The organism is Amycolatopsis roodepoortensis (assembly GCF_024628825.1).
In the GTDB taxonomy this organism is placed as follows: Bacteria; Actinomycetota; Actinomycetes; order Mycobacteriales; family Pseudonocardiaceae; genus Amycolatopsis; species Amycolatopsis roodepoortensis.
Genome location: NZ_CP102415.1, coordinates 7150313 through 7169181, shown reverse-complemented (window position 1 = coordinate 7169181; position 18869 = coordinate 7150313). Strand labels below are relative to the sequence as shown.

The 18869-nt window shown below is 69.4% G+C and carries 18 protein-coding genes; 8 read left to right on the top strand and 10 right to left on the bottom strand.

Features of this window, described 5'->3' with window-relative positions:
• Positions 1 to 388 precede the first annotated feature (388 nt).
• Both aceB and aceA read right to left on the bottom strand, forming a co-directional pair.
• Positions 389 to 1993, bottom strand: coding sequence for a malate synthase A (gene aceB, locus NQK81_RS34395; RefSeq protein ID WP_257484779.1), 1605 nt, complete (start codon positions 1991 to 1993; stop codon positions 389 to 391).
• 98 nt (positions 1994 to 2091) lie between these two features.
• A complete protein-coding gene (gene aceA / locus NQK81_RS34390; RefSeq protein ID WP_126734532.1) occupies positions 2092 to 3378 on the bottom strand; it encodes an isocitrate lyase in 1287 nt (428 codons plus the stop codon).
• A 228-nt stretch (positions 3379 to 3606) separates the two neighbouring features.
• Between aceA and NQK81_RS34385 the strand changes: the two genes are divergently transcribed.
• A complete protein-coding gene (locus NQK81_RS34385) occupies positions 3607 to 5034 on the top strand; it encodes a short-chain fatty acyl-CoA regulator family protein (protein WP_125673507.1) in 1428 nt (475 codons plus the stop codon).
• A gap of 78 nt (positions 5035 to 5112) precedes the next feature.
• Complete coding sequence (locus tag NQK81_RS34380; RefSeq protein WP_257484778.1) at positions 5113 to 5937, top strand: NAD(P)H-binding protein; 825 nt, start codon at positions 5113 to 5115, stop codon at positions 5935 to 5937.
• Here the strand turns inward: NQK81_RS34380 and NQK81_RS34375 are convergent.
• On the bottom strand, positions 5934 to 7121 hold the full coding sequence (locus NQK81_RS34375) for a serpin family protein (RefSeq protein WP_257484777.1): 1188 nt from the start codon (positions 7119 to 7121) through the stop codon (positions 5934 to 5936). The two genes, NQK81_RS34380 and NQK81_RS34375, sit on opposite strands and share 4 nt — an antisense overlap.
• A gap of 101 nt (positions 7122 to 7222) precedes the next feature.
• Here NQK81_RS34375 and ilvA point away from each other — a divergent pair, with 101 nt between their 5' ends.
• Positions 7223 to 8479, top strand: a complete 1257-nt coding sequence (gene ilvA, locus NQK81_RS34370; protein ID WP_192743037.1) for a threonine ammonia-lyase IlvA — start codon at positions 7223 to 7225, stop codon at positions 8477 to 8479.
• A 56-nt stretch (positions 8480 to 8535) separates the two neighbouring features.
• A complete protein-coding gene (gene ybiA, locus NQK81_RS34365; protein WP_257484776.1) occupies positions 8536 to 9102 on the top strand; it encodes a riboflavin biosynthesis intermediates N-glycosidase in 567 nt (188 codons plus the stop codon).
• Between the two features lie 103 nt (positions 9103 to 9205).
• Here ybiA and NQK81_RS34360 read toward each other — a convergent pair whose 3' ends face one another.
• On the bottom strand, positions 9206 to 9964 hold the full coding sequence (locus NQK81_RS34360) for an acyltransferase (protein ID WP_126734537.1): 759 nt from the start codon (positions 9962 to 9964) through the stop codon (positions 9206 to 9208).
• A gap of 53 nt (positions 9965 to 10017) precedes the next feature.
• Between NQK81_RS34360 and NQK81_RS34355 the strand changes: the two genes are divergently transcribed.
• Positions 10018 to 10977, top strand: a complete 960-nt coding sequence (locus NQK81_RS34355; RefSeq protein WP_257484775.1) for a nucleoside hydrolase — start codon at positions 10018 to 10020, stop codon at positions 10975 to 10977.
• On the top strand, positions 10977 to 12107 hold the full coding sequence (locus NQK81_RS34350) for a C40 family peptidase (protein WP_257484774.1): 1131 nt from the start codon (positions 10977 to 10979) through the stop codon (positions 12105 to 12107). Before NQK81_RS34355 ends, NQK81_RS34350 begins: the two co-directional genes overlap by 1 nt.
• 15 nt (positions 12108 to 12122) lie before the next feature.
• Here the strand turns inward: NQK81_RS34350 and NQK81_RS34345 are convergent, their stop codons facing one another.
• Entirely contained in the window at positions 12123 to 13142 is a 1020-nt protein-coding gene (locus NQK81_RS34345) for a hypothetical protein (protein WP_257484773.1), read from the bottom strand.
• Positions 13143 to 13243: 101 nt separating this feature from the next.
• Here NQK81_RS34345 and NQK81_RS34340 point away from each other — a divergent pair, with 101 nt between their 5' ends.
• Both NQK81_RS34340 and NQK81_RS34335 read left to right on the top strand, forming a co-directional pair.
• Complete coding sequence (locus NQK81_RS34340; protein WP_257484772.1) at positions 13244 to 13864, top strand: TetR/AcrR family transcriptional regulator; 621 nt, start codon at positions 13244 to 13246, stop codon at positions 13862 to 13864.
• A 4-nt stretch (positions 13865 to 13868) separates the two neighbouring features.
• On the top strand, positions 13869 to 14387 hold the full coding sequence (locus NQK81_RS34335; protein WP_257484771.1) for an SMI1/KNR4 family protein: 519 nt from the start codon (positions 13869 to 13871) through the stop codon (positions 14385 to 14387).
• Here the strand turns inward: NQK81_RS34335 and NQK81_RS34330 are convergent.
• From NQK81_RS34330 to NQK81_RS34310, 5 genes are all read right to left on the bottom strand, one after another.
• Positions 14363 to 14797, bottom strand: coding sequence for a Rossmann-fold NAD(P)-binding domain-containing protein (locus NQK81_RS34330; RefSeq protein ID WP_257484770.1), 435 nt, complete (start codon positions 14795 to 14797; stop codon positions 14363 to 14365). The two genes, NQK81_RS34335 and NQK81_RS34330, sit on opposite strands and share 25 nt — an antisense overlap.
• On the bottom strand, positions 14798 to 15181 hold the full coding sequence (locus NQK81_RS34325) for an SDR family oxidoreductase (RefSeq protein WP_257484769.1): 384 nt from the start codon (positions 15179 to 15181) through the stop codon (positions 14798 to 14800).
• 30 nt (positions 15182 to 15211) lie between these two features.
• The gene (locus tag NQK81_RS34320; RefSeq protein ID WP_257484768.1) at positions 15212 to 16378 is read right to left on the bottom strand and encodes an NAD(P)/FAD-dependent oxidoreductase; all 1167 of its coding nucleotides are present in this window, start codon (positions 16376 to 16378) and stop codon (positions 15212 to 15214) included.
• An 82-nt stretch (positions 16379 to 16460) separates the two neighbouring features.
• Positions 16461 to 17405: an RNA polymerase sigma-70 factor gene (locus NQK81_RS34315; protein ID WP_257484767.1), complete on the bottom strand. Its 945-nt coding sequence runs from the start codon at positions 17403 to 17405 to the stop codon at positions 16461 to 16463.
• Between the two features lie 27 nt (positions 17406 to 17432).
• Entirely contained in the window at positions 17433 to 18782 is a 1350-nt protein-coding gene (locus tag NQK81_RS34310; protein ID WP_257484766.1) for a carotenoid oxygenase family protein, read from the bottom strand.
• Positions 18783 to 18869 lie beyond the last annotated feature (87 nt).

The window sequence follows — 18869 nt, the reverse complement described above, 5'->3', positions numbered from 1 at the left end:
GGGTATCACTACGTACCCCTACCTAATCGCGGTCCGTGACCGTTTCGTCCGGTCCCGTGAGTGTGATCGGAGCCGTAACTCGCGTGATCAGAGCCGTAACTCGCGTGCTTGGAGCCGGATCATCGTGTTACGCCTCCAAGCACGCGAGTTACGCCTTCGATCACGCATGTTCGGCATGAAAAAGCCGCGAAGGCCCCGTCCACGGTGGTGTGGTGAGGACGGGGCCTCCGCGACGGGCGCACGCCCGACAGGCGCTACCGGAGGGGCGCGCGCGTGAAGCGGGTCCGGTGGCGGGGAGCCGCCGCCACCGGACCCGTTGGGCCACACCGTCCCAAACCGGTGTGGAACCCGGCCGCCCCGCGTCAGGTAGAGGCGGCCGGAGCCTGGATCAGTGAGAGGTCAGGTATCGCGCGTACGCGCCGGTGGTGAGGAAGCTCGGCAGCTTCTCGCCCAGCGCGGTCTCGGTGAAGATCTCGTAGGCGTCGCCGAGCCGGTTGCCCTCGCCCAGTTCGGCCCGCACCGAGGCCAGCTCTTCGTCCAAATAGGACACGGCAAGCTCGCGGGTGAGCGCGGTGCCGTCTTCGAGCTTCGTGCCGTTGCGGATCCACTGCCACACCTGGCAGCGGGCGATCTCGGCGGTGGCGGCGTCCTCCATCAGGTTGTGGATCGCCGCCGCGCCGGTGCCGCGCAGCCACGCGTCGATGTAGCGCAGCGCGACGTTGATGTTGGCGCGGACACCCGCTTCGGTGACCTCGCCGCCCGCGCTGGCGACGTCGAGCAGATCCTCGGCGGTGACGACGACGTCCTCACGGAGCTTGCCGAGCTGGTTGGGCCAGCCGCCGAGCACCTCGTCGAACACCTCGCGGCAGACCGGGACGAGGCCGGGGTGCGCGACCCACGAGCCGTCGAAACCGTCGTTCGCCTCGCGTTCCTTGTCCTGGCGGACCTTCTCCAGCGCGGTCGCGTTGATCTCCGGGTCCTTGCTCGGGATGAACGCGGCCATGCCGCCGATGGCGTGCGCCCCGCGCTTGTGGCAGGTCCGCACCAGCAGTTCGGTGTAGGCGCGCATGAACGGGACGGTCATCGTCACCTGCGCGCGGTCCGGGAGCACGAAGTCCGCGCCGTGCGACGAGAAGTTCTTGATGACGCTGAAGATGTAGTCCCAGCGGCCGGCGTTCAGCCCGGCGACGTGCTCGCGCAGTTCGTAGAGGATCTCCTCCATCTCGAACGCGGCGGTGATCGTCTCGATCAGCACGGTGGCCCGGATGGTGCCGCGCGGGATGCCGAGTTCCCGTTGCGCCAGCAGGAAGACGTCGTTCCACAGCCGCGCTTCGAGGTGGTTCTCGAGCTTCGGCAGGTAGAAGTACGGGCCGCTGCCGCGGGCCAGCAGCTGGCGCGCGTTGTGGAAGAAGTAGAGGCCGAAGTCGACCAGGCTCGCCGAGACCGGGCGGCCGTCGATGCGGATGTGCTTCTCCACCAGGTGCCAGCCGCGGGGGCGGGCGACGATCGTCGCGGGCTCGTCGCCGATCGTGTAGCGCTTGCCGGCCTCGGTGGTGAAGTCGATGTTGCGGCGGATCGCGTCGTACAGGTTGAGCTGGCCGTCGATGACGTTGTGCCAGGTCGGCGAGGTCGCGTCCTCGAAGTCGGCGAGCCAGACCTTCGCGCCGGAGTTCAGCGCGTTGACCGTCATCTTGCGGTCGGTCGGGCCGGTGATCTCGACGCGGCGGTCTTCGAGACCGGGCGCGGCCGGGGCGACCGACCAGCTGCTGTCGTCGCGGATCGAGCGCGTTTCGGGCAGGAAGCCCAGCGGCTCCTCCCCGGACTGCAGCTTCTCGCGGCGCAGACGGCGCGCGTCGAGCAGCTCGCGGCGGCGGCCGGCGAACGCGTTGTCCAGTTTGGCCACGAAGTCCAGCGCGGCCGGGGTGAGGATCTCGTCGAACCGGTCACCGGCAGGTCCGCAGACGTCGATCCGGTAGTTCAGCTTCTCAACCATGGTGTGCCTCCGCTGGGCTTCGCGAGAGATAGAAGGGAAGGGAGGTGGCGGTCTCCCGGGGGTCGAAAGACCGCCACCCGTCACCTAATTGCGAGGGATCAGAACTGCTCGGCCTCGGTGGAACCGGCGAGCGCGGTGGTCGAGCTCTCCGGGTTCAGCGCGGTCGCGACGTTGTCGAACCAGCCGGTGCCGACCTCGCGCTGGTGCTTCGTGGCGGTGTAACCGCGGTCCTCCGAAGCGAACTCGCGCTCCTGCAGGTCGACGTAGGCGGTCATGCCCTCGCGGGCGTAACCGTGCGCCAGGTCGAACATCGAGTAGTTCAGGGCGTGGAAGCCTGCCAGGGTGATGAACTGGAACTTGTAGCCCATGTGGCCGAGCTCGCGCTGGAACTTCGCGATCGTCGCGTCGTCCAGGTGCTTCTTCCAGTTGAACGACGGCGAGCAGTTGTAGGCCAGCATCTGGTCCGGGTACTTGGCCTTGATCGCCTCGGCGAACTGGCGGGCGACCTCGAGGTCCGGCTTGGAGGTCTCCATCCACAGCAGGTCGGCGTACTCGGCGTAGGCCAGACCGCGGTCGATGCAGGGCTCGATGCCGTTGGTGACGTTGTAGAAGCCCTCGGCGGTGCGCTCGCCGGTGACGTACTTGCGGTCACGCTCGTCGACGTCGCTGGTGATCAGCGTGGCGGCCTGCGCGTCGGTGCGGGCGACGATCAGCGACGGCACGTTCAGCACGTCCGCGGCGAGACGGGCGGCGTTCAGCGTGCGCTCGTGCTGCTTGGTCGGGATCAGCACCTTGCCGCCGAGGTGACCACACTTCTTCTCGGACGCGAGCTGGTCCTCCCAGTGCACACCCGCGGCACCGGCGGCGATCATGCCCTTCATCAGCTCGAAGGCGTTGAGCGGGCCACCGAAACCGGCCTCGGCGTCGGCGACGATCGGGGCGTACCAGTCGATGTCGGTGTTGCCCTCCGCCCAGTTGATCTGGTCGGCGCGGCCCAGCGCGTTGTTGATGCGGCGGACGACGGCCGGCACCGAGTTGGCCGGGTAGAGGCTCTGGTCCGGGTAGGTCTGGCCGGAGAGGTTGGCGTCGGCGGCGACCTGCCAGCCCGACAGGTAGATGGCCTTGAGGCCGGCGCGCACCTGCTGCACGGCCTGGTTACCGGTCAGTGCGCCCAGCGAGTGGACGTAGTCCTCGGTGTGCAGGAGGTCCCACAGCTTCTCGGCGCCGCGGCGAGCGAGCGTGTGCTCCTCGACCACGCTGCCGCGCAGCTTGACCACGTCAGCCGCGGAGTACGAACGCTTCACGCCCGCCCAGCGGGGGTCGGTCTCCCACTGCTTGGCCAGTTCGGCGGCCGCCTGCTCCAGCTGCTGCGCGTGCTGAGTCATCGGATTCTCCCGGTGTTGCGAAGTTTGCGAGTGATCGCCTTTCCTGCCAAGACCCTGACATGACAGGGGAAATCCGATCCAGGCCTCCAATTTGCCAATTTCTGCGAAGCTTCCGTAGCATCTTGCAAAGGTTGCGAATCGCCGATTCGCAACCAGAGGCAAAATCCACGGGCTTGACCGTTCACTGAATCGTTCAGGCCCGGAAACCTTGCGGACAGAGAGGCCTCAGTGGACAAAACCTTCGCCGGAGCGAAGCTGCGGCATCTGCGCGAAAGCCGGTCGATGAGCCAGGCGGATCTCGCTCGTGTGCTGGAGATCTCACCCAGTTACCTCAATCAGATCGAGCACAACTCGCGTCCGCTGACCGTTCCGGTGCTCCTTCGCATCACGCAGGCGTTCGGAGTGGACACCGAGTTCTTCGCGAACAACGACACCGCCCGGCTGGTGGCCGATGTGAAGGAGGCGCTGCTCGACGAGGTCCTCGGCGTGGACGTCACGAACAGCGAGCTCAACGACCTCGCCACGAACCTGCCGACGATCGCCCAGGCCCTGGTCAAACTGCATCGCAGCTACCGCAACGCAGTCGAGAACACCGCCGCGCTGACCACGGAAAACGGGCTGGGCATGCACGGCAGCGCGGCAGGCTCGCTGCCGCACGAAGAGGTCCGCGACTTCTTCTACGAGCGGGAGAACTACGTCGCCGAGCTGGACGAACGCGCCGAACGGATGGCGCACGACATCCCGCTGCAACGCGGTCAGGTGCTCGCGGCGCTGAAGGAGACGCTGATCCAGCGCTACGGCGTCGACGTCACGAGCGAGGGCATCGACGAGACCAACGGCGAACAGCACCGCTACGAACCGGGGCCGCGAGTGCTGCGGCTGGCGCCGAGCCTGCGCGTCGGGCAGCAGGCGTTCCGGATGGCCTCACAGATCGCGCTGCTGGAATACGACGACCTGATCACCGAACTCGCCGACTCGTGGGCGTTCTCCGGACCCGCCGCGCGTTCGCTTGCCCGGGTCGGGCTCGCGAACTACTTCGCGGGCGCGCTGATCCTCCCCTATGGACCGTTCCTGGCGAGCGCCGAACGCTTCCGCTACGACATCGAGCGGCTCTGCGACCACTTCGGCGTCGGGTTCGAGACGGTCTGCCACCGGCTCTCGACGTTGCAGCGTCCGAAGAACCGCGGCGTGCCGTTCTCGTTCGTGCGGGTCGACCGGGCGGGGAACATGTCGAAACGCCAGTCCGCCGCGGGTTTCCACTTCTCCCGCGTCGGCGGCGCCTGTCCTCTGTGGAACATCTACGAGGCGTTCGCCCAGCCCGGCAAGATCCTCACCCAGATCGCGACCCTGCCCGACGGCAAGAGCTACTTCTGGGTCGCGCGGACGGTGTCCCGCAACATCGGCGGCTACGGCAGCCCCGGAAAGACGTTCACCGTCGGCCTCGGCTGCGAACTGCGGCACGCGAAACGGCTCATCTATTCGACCGGGCTCGATCTCGACGACCGCGCCGCGGCCACCCCGATCGGCATGGGTTGCAAAGTCTGCGAACGCCCGGCCTGTTCGCAGCGCGCGTTCCCGACGATCGGCAAGCAGCTGACCGTCGACGAGAACACCAGCACGTTCGTCCCGTACCCGGCGGTGCCCAAGGCGCCTTGAGCCGCCCTTATCTCCCTGGCAGGGTGACCGGCGACGGCCGCGGCCTGTGACGGCGGCCACCGCACTGGGGAGAAACGCATGATCTTGGTGACCGGGGCAGGCGGCAACGTCGGCTCGGAACTGACCGAAATCCTGGCGCGCGGCGGGCATCCCGTCCGGGCGCTGGTCCGCACGCCGCGGCCGCTGCCGGACGGCGTCGAGGGAGTGACAGGAGATCTCAACGAGCCGACGAGCCTGAAGCCCGCGCTGGAGGGTGTCCGGGCGGTCTTCCTGCTCGGCGGCTACGAGGACATGCCGGGCGCGCTCGCGGTGATGCGCGACGCGGGCGTCGAGCAGGTCACGCTGCTGTCGTCCCGTTCGGTCGTCGGCGGGCACGCGGACAACGCCGTCGCGGGGATGCACATGGCGGCCGAGGCGGCGGTGCGCGCATCGAAGCTGGCGTGGACCTTCCTGCGGCCGAGCGGGTTCATGTCGAATTCGCTGCAGTGGATCCCGCAGCTTCGCGCCGGGGACGTCGTCCGCGAGCCGTTCGCGAACGTCCCGGTGGCGACGATCGACCCGTACGACATCGCCGCCGTCGCCGCGGAGTCGCTGACCACACCGGGACACGAAGGGCTCGCGTACGCCATCACCGGCCCGGGTTCGCTCCGGCCCGCCGACCGGCTGCGTGTCCTGAGTGAACTGCTCGGGCGGGAGCTACGGCTGGAACCGCTTTCGGACGCCGAGGCCCGCGTGACGATGAGCGCGGAGATGCCGGAGAAGTACGTCGACGCCTTCTTCCGCTTCTTCGCCGAGGGCGAGTTCGACGACTCGGCGGTCACGGGCGCCGTCCAGGACCTCACCGGCCGGGCGCCGCGGCCGTTCGCGACCTGGGCGCGGACGCATCTGGCCGCGTTCCGCTAGCCGGCGACCGGGTCGCCGATCCGCCCGAGGAACAGCGGCGACCCGGTGGCCGTGTCGGTGATGACGAAGAGGAACGGGCGGTCGGCGGTCACGGTGCGCGGCAGCTCGGCCGACACGGCGCGGGCGTCGACCCCCGTGGCCGCCGCGGCCTCGGTGCCCTCCTCGTCGACCTGGACGAAGGTCTTGTGCTGCACCGAAGCGATCTCTAGCCGGGCTTCGTCGGTGATGCCGCTGAAGTCGGCGGCGGGCCCGAACGCCACCGGCATGCCCGCTTCCTTGAGTGGCGCCGACAGGTCCAGCGCGGACCTGACGGTGAACCTGGGCATGGCCAGTTCCACGGTGGCGGGCCGGATCTCGCCGAGCAGGCCGGCGATTCCCTTGCCGCGCAAGGCGTCGATCGCGGCCGGGACGATCACGGTGAAGGCCAGCCGCCCGCCGCGGTAAGGCAACGTGACCGCCTGATACCCCGGCCCTTCGGCGTAACCCAGTTGGATCTCCGGGGCCGTGCGCATCATCGGGACGGTCACCGCCGACCCGTCGGCCCGGGTGAACGGCGCGTCCACGGTGAGGTCGCGGGGGAACTCCCGCGCCCAGGGCACTTTCAGGTACAGCGCGTTGGCGAGGACCAGCCGGGTGTCCTCGGTGATCGACTTCTCCGGGAACAGGTCTTCGATCCTCCCCTGGGTCTGGTCCGCCACCGTCCGGTTGATCCGCTCGCGGGCGCCGCCGGGGTCGGTGACGAAGTCCTCGTCGCTCGTCGCCGCACCGAACCGATCACGCAACGCGTCCCGGTACCCGGGCTTGATCCGGAGGCCCCGCTGGATCCAGGCGGTGTTCGACACCTTCAGGTCTTCGTGGCCGGCGACCGGCGGGACGAGAGGTCCGTCTCCGGGAAGACGCAGCACCTTCCGGATCTGCGCGGCGGTGTCGCCCATCGCGCCCGCGCCGACCATCTGCAGCGCCGTGGAGACACTCGCCGGTGACAGCACCAGGTTCTTCTCGCTCGCCAACGCCGGCGCGGTGAGCAGGTCGAGCCCGAAGGCGTCGGCGGCGGTGACCGCCGCGGCCGTGCCGGAGTCCACCTGCTGGGTGACGGGCAGCGGCGCCGGTGGTTCTTCGCGGGCAGGTTCCGCTCCGCAGGCCGTGAGCAGCACGACGAGGCCGAGCACGAAGCACCGAGTCATGACCGGGAGACGGTCTCCGTGCCCGGTTCGGTTGCACCGTGCCCGGCGGAAAGCGGACGTCTCTCCGTCGTGGCCGGGGCCGGTCAGTACATTCAGCATTCGTGCAAGGGATCGAAACGGTGAGCGCCCGAACGGTCGAAGAGGCCGCCAAGCGATTGGCCGGGGTGGTGACCCGCACGCCGCTCGAACCGAACGAGCGGCTCTCGGCGCGGGTCGACGCCCGGGTCTGGCTCAAACGCGAAGACCTGCAGACCGTGCGCTCGTACAAGATCCGCGGCGCGTACAACTTCATCGTCCAGCTCGACGCGGAGCACCGGGAGCGCGGCGTCGTCTGCGCGAGCGCGGGCAACCACGCGCAGGGTGTCGCGTACGCGTGCCGACGGCTCGGCGCGAACGGCCGCGTCTACGTTCCCGGCACGACTCCCCGGCAGAAGCGCGAGCGGATCGCGACGCTGGGCGGCTCGCATATCGAAGTCATCGTCGTCGGTGAGACCTACGAAGACGCCTTCAGCGCCGCGAAGCACGACGCGGAGACGACCGGCGCGACGCTGGTCCCCGCGTTCGACGCGCCGGAGACGGTCGCCGGTCAGGGCACGGTCGCGATGGAGGTCGTCGCGCAGCTCGGGTTCATCCCGGACGTGATGGTGGTGCCGGTCGGCGGGGGCGGACTGCTCGCGGGGATCGCCGCGTGGGCCGCGGAACGGGCGCCGGAGATGCGGATCGTCGGCGTCGAACCGGCGGGCGCGACCTGTATGGCGGCCGCGCTGGCGGCCGGTGAGCCGGTGCGGCTCGAAAACGTCGACACCTTCGTCGACGGCGCGGCGGTCGCGCAGGCCGGATCGGTGACCTATCCGCTGGTCCGCGACGGCGGTGTCGAGCTCACCGACGTCGCCGAGGGCGCGATCTGCACGGAAATGCTCGCGATGTACCAGTCCGACGGCGTGATCGCCGAACCCGCGGGCGCGCTCGCGACCGCCGCGCTGGGCACGGCGGTGAAGATCGACCCCGGGCAGATCGTGGTGTGCGTCGTCTCCGGCGGCAACAACGACGTCAGCCGCTACGGCGAAGTGCTCGAACGGTCCCTGATCCACGAAGGACTGAAGCACTACTTCCTGGTGGGTTTCCCGCAGGAGCCCGGCGCGCTGCGGCGGTTCCTCGACGAGGTCCTCGGGCCGGACGACGACATCACGCGGTTCGAGTACGTGAAGCGCAACAGCCGGGAGACCGGTCCGGCGCTGATCGGCGTCGAACTCGCGCGGCCCGGTGACCTGGAAGGCCTGCTGCACCGGCTGGAGGCGAGCCCGCTGCAGGTGGAGCGGGTGGAACCGGGAAGCCCGCTGTTCCACTTCCTGGTCTGAACCGCCGCGGTGGGCCACTGAGGGACTTGTCGGTGGCCTGTGGTCCACTGGTCGCCATGGTGAGCAAGGTCGACGGAGTCCGGAGTCTCGATGCGTTGCGCGAGCTGGTCCACAGCGGCGCGGAGCCCGAGTACCAGCTCTTCTACGGCCACACCCCGCTCAAGAGCGGCCGGATCAACGCGGCCTGCCTGAGCCAGTGGTGGCACGCGCCGTTCGTCGCGGGCGGCGAGCGGTACCCGACCGCCGAGCACTACATGATGGCGAGCAAGGCGGAGCTGTTCGGCGATCACGAGGCCGCGGCCAACATCCGTCAGGCGACGGACCCCAAGACCGCCAAGATCCTCGGCCGCGAGGTCACCGGATTCGACGCCGAGGTCTGGGAGCGGCACCGCTTCGACATCGTCATCGACGGCAACCTCGAGAAGTTCCGCCAGCACGCCGAGGAGCGCGGGTTCCTGCTGAGCACGGGCGACAAGGTGATCGTCGAGGCGTCCAGGATGGACCTGGTCTGGGGCAGCGGCCTCGCCCGCGAGGACAAGAACGCCACCCGCCCCGACTACTGGCGCGGCCAGAACCTCCTGGGCTTCGCGCTCATGGAGGTCCGGGAGCAGCTGCGCGGCTAGCTTTCGCGTAACTCGCGTGATCAGGAACGTAACTCGCGTGATCAGAGGCGTAACTCATGAGTTACGCCTCTGATCACGCGAGTTACGCCTTCGATCACGCGAGTTACGAGTCGACGCCCAGGGTCTTCTGCAGTGCCTTGTTCGCCTTGCGCGCCATATCCGCGACGGCCTCGCGGCGGGCGGCGTCGGCGGCGTAGTCGTCCTGCCGGTTCCGGACGACGCGCGCCGGCGAACCGACGGCGATCGAGTAGTCCGGGATCTCGCCCCGCACCACGGCGTGCGCGCCGAGGACGCAGCCGCGGCCGACCCGGGTGCCCTTGAGCACGGAGACCTTGGTGCCGATCCAGGTGTCCGGCCCGATCCGTACCGGCGACTTCACGATGCCCTGGTCCTTGATCGGGACGGTGATGTCGGTGGTGACGTGGTCGAAGTCGCAGATGTACACCCAGTCCGCGACGAGCGTGGCCGCGCCGAGCTCGATGTCGAGGTAGCCGTTGAGGACGTTCTGCCGCCCGAACACCGCCTTGTCGCCGATGCGCAGCGAACCCTCGTGGCAGCGGATCGCGTTGCCGTCGCCGATGTGCACCCAGCGGCCGATCTCCAGCCGCCCGTAGCCGGGCCGGCAGTGGATCTCCACGTCCTTGCCGAGGAACACCATCCCGCGCAGGATGATGTGCGGGTTCGCGATCCGGAACTTCAGCAGCCGCCAGTAGCGGACCAGGTACCAAGGCGTGTACGCGCGGTTTCGCAGCACCCAGCGCAGCGAGTCCCTGGTCAGGAACTTCGCCTGACGCGGATCACGACGGGCCTGGCCCCAAGCGCGGAGCCGCGACAGCGCGGGCGCACCCCACATGGACGTCATACCGGTGACCGTAACCTGTGTTCAGGCCGCCGACCGCAAAGGGGATCACGCGCATGGGCACCAAGCTGATCATCGACACCGACCCGGGGGTCGACGACGCCTTCGCGCTGGCGCTGGCCGCGCAGTCCGAGGACGTCGAACTCCTCGGCGTGACCACGGTGTTCGGCAACGTCCCGCTGAGCCACACCACCTCCAACGCCCGCCGCCTGCTGGAGCTCTTCGGCCGCGACGACGTGCCGGTCGCCGCCGGCGCCGCGCGGCCGCTGGTGTACGACAACGCCAAACCCGCCGGGTTCGTCCACGGCCAGGACGGCCTGTCCGGCCACGCCGGGACGCTGCCGGAGGCGAAGCGCCCGCTCGACGAACGCGGCGCCGTCCGCCTGCTGGTGGATCTGCTGGAGGCCGCCGACGAGCCGGTGACCATCGCCCCGATCGGCCCACTGACGAATATCGCGCTGCTGCTGGCGGCCCATCCGGACGTCCGCGAGAAGATCGGGCGGATCGTCATCATGGGCGGAGGCGTGACCAAGGGGAACTCCACCACGGCGGCCGAGTTCAACATCTGGAGCGACCCCGAGGCCGCGCGCCGGGTGCTGGTCGACGAGGACATCCCGACGGTGTTGGTGCCGCTGGACATCACGCACCAGTGTTCGGTCGACACGGACTGGCTCGGCAAACTCGCCGCCTCCGGCCCGCTCGGCGCGGCGCTCGAAGCCTTGACCCCGACGTATGTGAAGCACTACACCCCGATCCTCGGCATGCCGGGGATGGTCATGCACGACGCGGTCGCGGTGGCCGAAGCGATCCGGCCGGGCATCCTCGACGTCGAGGCGTACCCCGTGGACGTCGAGTGCGGCTTCGGCCCCGCCCGCGGCGCGACGCTGGTAGACCGGCGAAGGCTGCGAAGCACCGACCCGCAGGCCGTGCCCGGCCGCACCATCGACGTCGCGCTGACCACCGACGTCGACGCCTTCCGCGACTTCGTCCTCGGCCGGATCACCGGGGGCCGGTGATGGAGCAGGAAACCTCGCGCCGCCGCAGACTTCCGGTGATCGGCGCGGCCGTGGTCGTCGCGGCCGCGGCCCTGGTCGCCGCCATCACCTTCGCGCCGAAGGACGAGCCGAAGACCGAAGCCGCCGCCGTCCAGTCCTCGGCTCCGCCCGAGCCGCCGCCGTCGTCGTCGTCCGCCCCGGCGGAGATGCCGAAGGAACAGCCGAAGGTCCCGCAGCAGATGGGGCAGGAGTTCGACGCCTGGGTGTCGAAGACCAGCGGCTGGCTCGACATCCCGCTGCGCGCGATGACCGGCTACGCGAAGACCACCGTCACACTGAGCAAGGAAACGCCGGGCTGCCGCCTTTCCTGGGTGACGCTGGCCGCGCTCGGCAAGATCGCCTCCGACCACGGCCGCGCCGCCGGTTCGGGCCTGAACGCCGACGGCGTGCTGACCAAACCGCTCGGCGCGGTCGAGGTCCGCGACTTCTACAACAAGGTCGTCTCGTCCGCGAACGCCAGCGGCCCGCTGCAGCTGACGCCGCCGGTATGGAACCAGTTCCAGGCCTCGGCCACCGGTGGGAAGCCGGATCCGCAGAACATCGACGACGCCACCCTCACCGCCGGCCGGGCCCTGTGCGCGGGCGGCCGTGACCTCGGCCAGGGCCAGACGTGGTGGAACGCGGTGAGCACCCTGCAGCCCGCGCCGCTGCTGATGCACCGCACGCTCGCGACGGTGAACGTCTACGGCACGGTCGGCCAGAGCCCGCAGCCGCCGAACGCGGCGGCCCTGAGCGCGGTCAACTTCGCCATCGACAAGATCGGGCTGCCCTACGTCTGGGGCGGCAACGGCACCGGCGGCGGCGACCCCGGTTTCGACTGCTCCGGCCTGACGACGGCCGCGTACGCGAGCGCCGGGGTGAAGCTCATGCGCACCGCCCACACGCAGTACCACAGCGTGAACAAGGTGACCGATCCCCAGCTGGGCGACTTGATCTTCTACGGCGAGCCGAACACGAAGATCCACCACGTCGGGCTGTACATCGGGAACCAGCAGATGATCGACGCCCCGCAGACCGGGCAGGCGGTGCAGGTGCACACCTACCGGAAGCAGGGCGACGATTACGCCGGAGCGGGCCGCCCGACGGCTTAGCCCGAGGGGCCGTGTTCAGCCGCGGTAGTACTCGGCGAGCGCCGCGAACGCGGCCTTGGGTTCCCACGGCATGCCCGGATAGGTTTCGCCGTCGCCGTTTTCCAGGACTTTGACGATGCCGAGGCTGGCCAAGTCCAGGTCACGGCGAGGGTCGTCGGGACGGTGCGGGTAGTTGGAGAGCGCGAAAAGGTAGACGAAGGCGGCGTCGACACCTTCGGCGTCGAAGATCTCCAGCAGCTCGCGCAGGTACTCGGCCTGCCCGGCCTCGTCGCGGTCGTACTCCCCGTTCAGCCGGACCGGGCGGCCGATCTCGTCGTGTTCGACGATCTCCATACTGCGCGGGGCCAGCTCGCCCGCGCCGCGCCAGGTGGCCGTGCCGAAGCCGGTGATCGCGAGCGGCTTTCCTTGCGCCACAAGGGCGCGCACCCCTTCCTGGAACCGGTCGGCCACCTCCGCGGACCGGATGAGTTCGACCGCCATGATGTCGAAGAGGGTCCAGTCGACCCGCTCGAACGGGATGCAGGCGTAGGTGATCTTCCCGAGGAAGCGCTCACGGACCGTTGCCACGGCCTCCTCGAGGAAGTCGTTGAGCCGCGCGCTCGCCTCGGCGACTCGCTCACCCAGGCTCTGCGGCCTGCCGAAGAGTCGTTCGAGCCGCTCGGCGATGTCGTCACCGGGCAGGAATCCGTGGTCCATGAGGCTCAGCTCGACGCCGGTGACGAACACGACTTCGGCTCCCGTCCGCCGGACCCGCTCCGCCCGCCGCGCGCCGTCGGCGAACAACGCCAGCATCTCCTCGGGCGTCAGCTCCAGCGGGTAGGGCGAGAACCACACCTCCAGCCCGAGCTCGGCGGCGAGGTGGGCGGCCTGTTCCAGCCGTTCCGGGTCGCCGCCGACGAGATGCACGGCGTTGCAGTGCAGGTCGTCGCGGATGATGGCCAGCTCCCGTTTCACCAGGTCGAGATCGAAGTTCTCGCGGGAGTTCTCGCCGCCCCTGACGAAGCCGGTGTCGTAGGCGATGCCTTTGGCACGCATGGGTTCGGTCCTCTCGTGTCGGAATGTGGTGCCCGAGACTAGGCAGAAACTTGCGTGCACGCAAATTTGCGTCCGCGCAAGTTTGGTGGGACACTCGTCCGGTGACCGGATTGCGCGACCAGAAGAAGCAGGCGACCAGAAAGACCTTGCGCGAGGCGGCACTGCGGCTGGCCCTGGAGCGTGGCCCCGAAAACGTGCGCGTCGACGACATCGCCGAGGCCGCCGGAGTCTCGCCCCGGACCTACAACAACTACTTCTCCAGCCGCGAGCAGGCCATCGTCGCCGCCGTCACCGCCGAACGGGAAGCACGCATCGCGGCGGCGGTGGCGGCCCGGCCCGCTGAAGCGGGCCTCGCCGACGCCGTGATCGAAGCGATCGTCGAGCTCTACACCGACCCGGGCGAGCACCATCGCGACGCGCTGCTGCTGATCACCACCCGTCCGGCGTTGCGTGCCGCCTTCACCGACACCACCAGCGCGATCGAACTCCCCCTCGCCGACGCGATCACCGAACGCCTCGTCGACATCCCGCCACACGTCGCCCATGTGCTCGCGGCGAGCGTGACCGCCGCGGTGCGCATCGCACTCGAGCGATGGCTACAGCCGCTCACGACCGGCGGGCTCGTCGTACCTTCCGGCTCCCTGCCCGACCTGCTCCGCACCGCGCTCGCCCCCCTCGTTCCCGCACTCGACGCCGCCGAAGCCCGTGGCGGCATAAGGTGATCGCGTGTACTCCCCGATTCCGGTCCTGAACGAGCTGAAGGACCTCCACGACTCGACCGGCGACTACCTGGCCGACGGTTTCGAGCTGTCCGACTACGACGACAAAAGCCGCTTCCCCCAGGAGCTGGACGACCCCGAGTTCCTCTCGCGCTTGATCCCGTTCGCCCAGGCGAACGGGAGCGGCTCGACATACGCGATCTGGCGGGCCGACGACGCGACAGAGCCGATCGTGGTCTTCGGCGACGAGGGCGGCGAGCACGTCATCGCCCGCGACTTCACGGATTTCCTGCGGCTGCTGGGTTTCGACGCCGAGATCATGGTCGACCACGATTCGGCCTACTACTACCGCGCGGAAGACGACGACCACAGCGGCTCGCACGAGCTGTTCGTCGAGTGGCTCCGAGGGCGGGGCCTGACGCCGTCCGAGGATCCGGACGCCGTCGTGGCCGCCGCCCAGGAAGCCCACGGCGATCGGTTCCGGGCGTGGATCACGCCGTTCTACGAGCGGATCGGCTGGGCCTGAAAAGACGGCGCGTTGTCGCGCGCCCAGTCCGCGAACGTGAGCGCGGGCCGTCCGAGGAGCTCTTCCACCGTGGTGGTCGTGGGGCCCGGACGCTCGCTGTAGTCGGCCAGGGAACCGAGCAGGCGGGCGGGGACCTCCTCGGGCAGTCCCTGCGCGAGCATCCCCTGCCGGACCCGCTCGGGCGGGAGCTCCTGAAAGGACAGTGCCCGGCCGATGGCCGCGCCGATGAGCCGCACCTTCTCGTGCTGGTCCACCGATCCCGGACCGGTCAGTGTGTACACCGACCCCGCCGGGAGCTCGCCGAGAAGGCCTCGCACGGCCACCGCGGCGATGTCGGTTTCGTGGATCGGGGAGGTGGCGGCGCGTCCGTACGCGCCGCGCACCACGTCACCCGCCTGGATCTGAGGCACTCAGGCCAGCGCGTTGGCGGCGAAATCCGCGAGGCGCAGGACCGTCCACTCCAGACCGGAGCTCGTGACGAGCTCTTCGGCTTTCTTGAACTGGTCGGCGAACCGCGCCTCCCCGGCCGGGTACTCGACTGTGGTGGCCGACAACAGCACCACCCGCCGCACCCCTCGTCCGGCCGCCAGCTTCAGCAGTTCTTCGAGGCCGGGGCCGGTCGCCCGCGGGCTGATCTGGATCGCTTCGACACCTTCCAGCGCCGGTTCGATCCAGGCAGGACTGAACAGGTCCCCGTCGCCGCGGGTGACCGCGGTGACGTCGACACCTCGGCGCACCAGGACACTCTTCACCTGACATCCCACGACGCCGTTCGCTCCGGTGAGCAGGATCATGATCGTTCCTTCGTTCGGCGGGGCGGGTGGTCACACGTTGACGGGCTGCGCGGTCTCGACGATCCGGCGGCGGCGCACGGGGAGCATCGACGTCGGGTGCGAGACGCTCCAGGCCGCGGCCTTGCAGATGATCTCCTTGAGCCGGGCGGCCGTCTTGCCGGTGAGCGCCGAGTCCTTCGGCCGGTCGTCCGGGGTCACCCACTGCACGACGGCGTCGCGGCGGCCGAGGCTGACGCACTGGCCGGTGTAGCCGATCTTGTTCTCGGGGAGTGTGCCGCCGGTCAGACCGGCGACGATGGCGTCGGCCGCGCGGTAGGCCGTGGGAACCCCCGAGGCACAGGACATCCGCAGTGGCGTCCCGTTCGCGCCCGTCGCGAACGCGGCGTCGCCGACGGCGTAGACATCCGGATGCGAGACCGACCGCATCGTGTCGTCGACGACGATCTGCCCCGTCGCGGAGACGTCCAGAGTCGTGGCGGCGGCGATGGGATGGACGGCGAAACCGGCCGTCCAGACGGTCACCTGGGCGGGAATCCCGCGACCGTCGGCGGTCGTCGCTCCGTCCGGACCGACACTCGTGATGTCGGTGTCTTCGTACAAGGTGATGCCTCGCCGCTCGAAGGCCCCGCGAAGGTGGCGCCGGGCCTTCTCGCTCATCCAATCGCCGAGACCGCCGCGGGCCGCGAGCGCGACGTCGAGATCCGGCCTGGCTTCCGCGATTTCCGTGACGGCTTCGATGCCGGTGAGCCCACCGCCGACGACGAGCACGGTCCCGCCCGCGGTGAGGCTGGCGAGACGTTCCCGCAGCCGCAGCGCGGAACCCTTGCCGTCGATGTGGTGGGCGTGTTCGGTGACACCGGGAACGCCGCTGTCGGCGGCGGCGCTGCCGAGGGCGTAGACGAGCGTGTCGTAGGCGATCTCACCCTCGTCGAGGGCGACGGTCTTGCGCTCGGCGTCCACCGCGGTGACCCACGCCGTCCGCACCCCCACCCCCGTGCCCGCGAAAACGTCGGTCAGCAGACGGGGTTTCAGGTCCTGGCCGGTCGCGAGCTGGTGCATGCGAACCCGCTCGACGAACTCGGGGTCGGCGTTGACGAGGGTGATCTCGGTGTCGGCGGGGTGCAGCCGCTTGGCGAGCCGCCCGGCGGCGTTGGCTCCGGCGTATCCGGCTCCGAGAACGACGATTCGGTGTTTCATGGTCTCACTCCTGTCCGGTCGGTGTTCGCTTCCTGAACCGGGCAGCGACACGAAACCTGACAGCGGCGGACTGTGATCCGGGTCACCAGGGGACGGTGAGCGGTTCCCCGTGCTCGGAGATGCCCCACTGACCCGCCGCGCGGTCGAGTTTCGCGGGGTTCACCTGGGCGTGGACCGCGGCGATGCCGTCGGCGGTGACCTCCAGGGAGACGACGCCGGCGAGCCTGTCCTCCACCGTCAGCACCAGCGCGGGCATGCCGTTGGCGACGGTGGAGAACAGCTCGGGCTTGCCGCCGATCAACGACCACTTGGCCGCGCTCGGCTTGAAGAGGCCGCGCAGGAACCTCGCCACCCGGACCGCGCCGGTGACGGGCCGCGGCAGCGAGAAGAGCACGCCGCCGCCGTCACCCACGCTGATCGCGTCGTCGGCCAGCATCCGCACCAGCGCGTCGGTCCGGCCACTGAGCGCCGCGGCGAGGAACTCCTCGACGATCTTGCGGGCCGCGGCCGTGTCGACCTCCACGCGGCGCCGGTCGGCCGCCAGATGCCGCCTGGCGCGCCGGTGGATCTGCTGGCAGTTCACCTCGGTGACGTCGAGGACCTCGGCGATCTCGGCGTGGGAGTACCCGAACGCCTCGCGCAGCACGTACACGACGCGTTCCCTGGCCGAGAGCCGTTCCATCAGGGTGAGCATCGCGATGGAGACCGATTCACGCTGCTCGGCGGTGTCGGACGGGCCGAGCATCCGGTCCCCCGCGAAGACCGGCTCGGGGAGCCATTGGCCCACATAGGTTTCCCGCCGGGCCCGCGCCGAGGTGAGCCGGTTGAGGCAGATGTTGGTGAGCACCTTCGTCAGCCACGCCTCGGGCGTCTCGACGTATTCGCGATCGGCGGACTGCCAGCGCAGGAACGTGTCCTGGACCGCGTCCTCGGCGTCGGTCGCCGACCCCAGCAGGCGATACGCGATCGCCTCCAGCCGGCCACGGGCCGCCTCGAACACCTCGACGTCGCGCGCACCGGTCGGCATTGCCCCAGATTAGCCATCGCGCCGGTGTCAGGCGGCGGGAATCCAGCTGCCGTGCAGTCCCAGCGGGACACGGACGGGCAGGTGGATCCTCGCCAGGGGCTCCCCGGTGAAGTCCTGCGAAGCCAGGATCACCAGATCCGCCGCACCCCGGTCGCGGTCGTGGACGTAGACGAGGTTGTAGCCGTCGTCCTCCACGGCCGCGCGGGAGGACGGGACGAACACGGTCTCCCCGGCGTTCGCGTCACGACCGAACTCGTGGGCCTCGGTGATCCCGGTCAGGAGATCGTGTTTGAGCAGAGCACTGCTGAAGCCCTCGTCCGGCCGGTCCGGTTCGGTGACGCTCGGCGTGGCGTACAGCTCGGCCACCGCCGAATAGCCGTAGCGGTAAGGCTTTCCGCCGAACCGGCCGTTCAGGCGCGGGAAGTCCTGCGGGCGGTCGTGCAGCAGCGTGCGCGTGGCCCGGCCTGCCGCGAGGTCCGCGGTCCAGCGTTCGAGCACCGGCTTCGAGGCGCCGACGTCGCCGAAGTCCACCGGGCGGGGGTGCACGACCACGTCGACCACCACGTTTCCGTCGTCCTCGAAGGCGTTCAGGGTGTGGCCGACCATGACCGGCGCGGTCTCGAACCACCGCACCGTCCCGCCCGCTCTCGGCAGCAGGCCCAGCCGTGACGGCAGGTCCCGGTTCCAGTGGAACGGCACCCCGGTCGCGAGGCGCTCGGGCGCGAAGACCATCGGGGACTCGTAGAACACCACGTAATGCTCAGTGAGCGCGAAGTCGTGCATATACGGCAGGGTCGGCGCCTCGATGTCGGTGACGCTCCGGTTGCGCCCGTCGGGACCGATCACGATGTGCTGCACGAAGTCCGCGCCGTAGCGGAAGGCGAGCGAGTGCAGCTCGCCGGTGGCGTGGTCGTACTTGCTGTGCGCGTTGGCCGCGAAACCCTGTTCCGTGACACCGAGGGAAGCCGGTCCGACGGTTTCGAGTTCGTCGGTCAGTTCGTACGGGGCAAGGCCTCCTTCGATGAGCGCGTACAGGCGACCTCCGTGGCCCGCGACCTGGACGTTCGGTGCGAAGTCCAGGCGCTCGTCGGTGACCTGCCCGCGTCGCGGTTCCCCGAGCCGGTCGGCCACGGAGGCCGACCGGACCCAGCGGTTGCGGTACCACTCGGCGCGGCCGTCGCGCAGGCGCACGCCGTGGACCATGCCCTCCCCGAGGGTCCAGATATGCGCCGACGCGTCTTCCAGACCCAGCGGGTTCGGGCCGATGCGCAGGTAGCGGCCGTCGAGGTCGTCCGGGATCTTCCCGCTGACGGGCAGGTCGAAGGCGGTGATCTCTTCGGTGACCGGGGCGAAGTTGCCCAGGACGTAGCGATTCATCGTCGTTCCTTTGGCGGTGAGGTGTCTTGAACGCTTGTATAATACATTTGTATAAGACACTTGTCACAGCGCACCGCTAGGATCACG

Coding starts and splice junctions, on each gene's coding strand:
- aceB (WP_257484779.1), bottom strand. CDS start 1,993: ATGGTTGAGAAGCTGAACTACCGGATCGACGTCTGCGGACCTGCCGGT.
- aceA (WP_126734532.1), bottom strand. CDS start 3,378: ATGACTCAGCACGCGCAGCAGCTGGAGCAGGCGGCCGCCGAACTGGCC.
- NQK81_RS34380 (WP_257484778.1), top strand. CDS start 5,113: ATGATCTTGGTGACCGGGGCAGGCGGCAACGTCGGCTCGGAACTGACC.
- NQK81_RS34375 (WP_257484777.1), bottom strand. CDS start 7,121: ATGACTCGGTGCTTCGTGCTCGGCCTCGTCGTGCTGCTCACGGCCTGC.
- ybiA (WP_257484776.1), top strand. CDS start 8,536: ATGGTGAGCAAGGTCGACGGAGTCCGGAGTCTCGATGCGTTGCGCGAG.
- NQK81_RS34360 (WP_126734537.1), bottom strand. CDS start 9,964: ATGACGTCCATGTGGGGTGCGCCCGCGCTGTCGCGGCTCCGCGCTTGG.
- NQK81_RS34355 (WP_257484775.1), top strand. CDS start 10,018: ATGGGCACCAAGCTGATCATCGACACCGACCCGGGGGTCGACGACGCC.
- NQK81_RS34350 (WP_257484774.1), top strand. CDS start 10,977: ATGGAGCAGGAAACCTCGCGCCGCCGCAGACTTCCGGTGATCGGCGCG.
- NQK81_RS34345 (WP_257484773.1), bottom strand. CDS start 13,142: ATGCGTGCCAAAGGCATCGCCTACGACACCGGCTTCGTCAGGGGCGGC.
- NQK81_RS34325 (WP_257484769.1), bottom strand. CDS start 15,181: ATGATCCTGCTCACCGGAGCGAACGGCGTCGTGGGATGTCAGGTGAAG.
- NQK81_RS34320 (WP_257484768.1), bottom strand. CDS start 16,378: ATGAAACACCGAATCGTCGTTCTCGGAGCCGGATACGCCGGAGCCAAC.
- NQK81_RS34315 (WP_257484767.1), bottom strand. CDS start 17,405: ATGCCGACCGGTGCGCGCGACGTCGAGGTGTTCGAGGCGGCCCGTGGC.
- NQK81_RS34310 (WP_257484766.1), bottom strand. CDS start 18,782: ATGAATCGCTACGTCCTGGGCAACTTCGCCCCGGTCACCGAAGAGATC.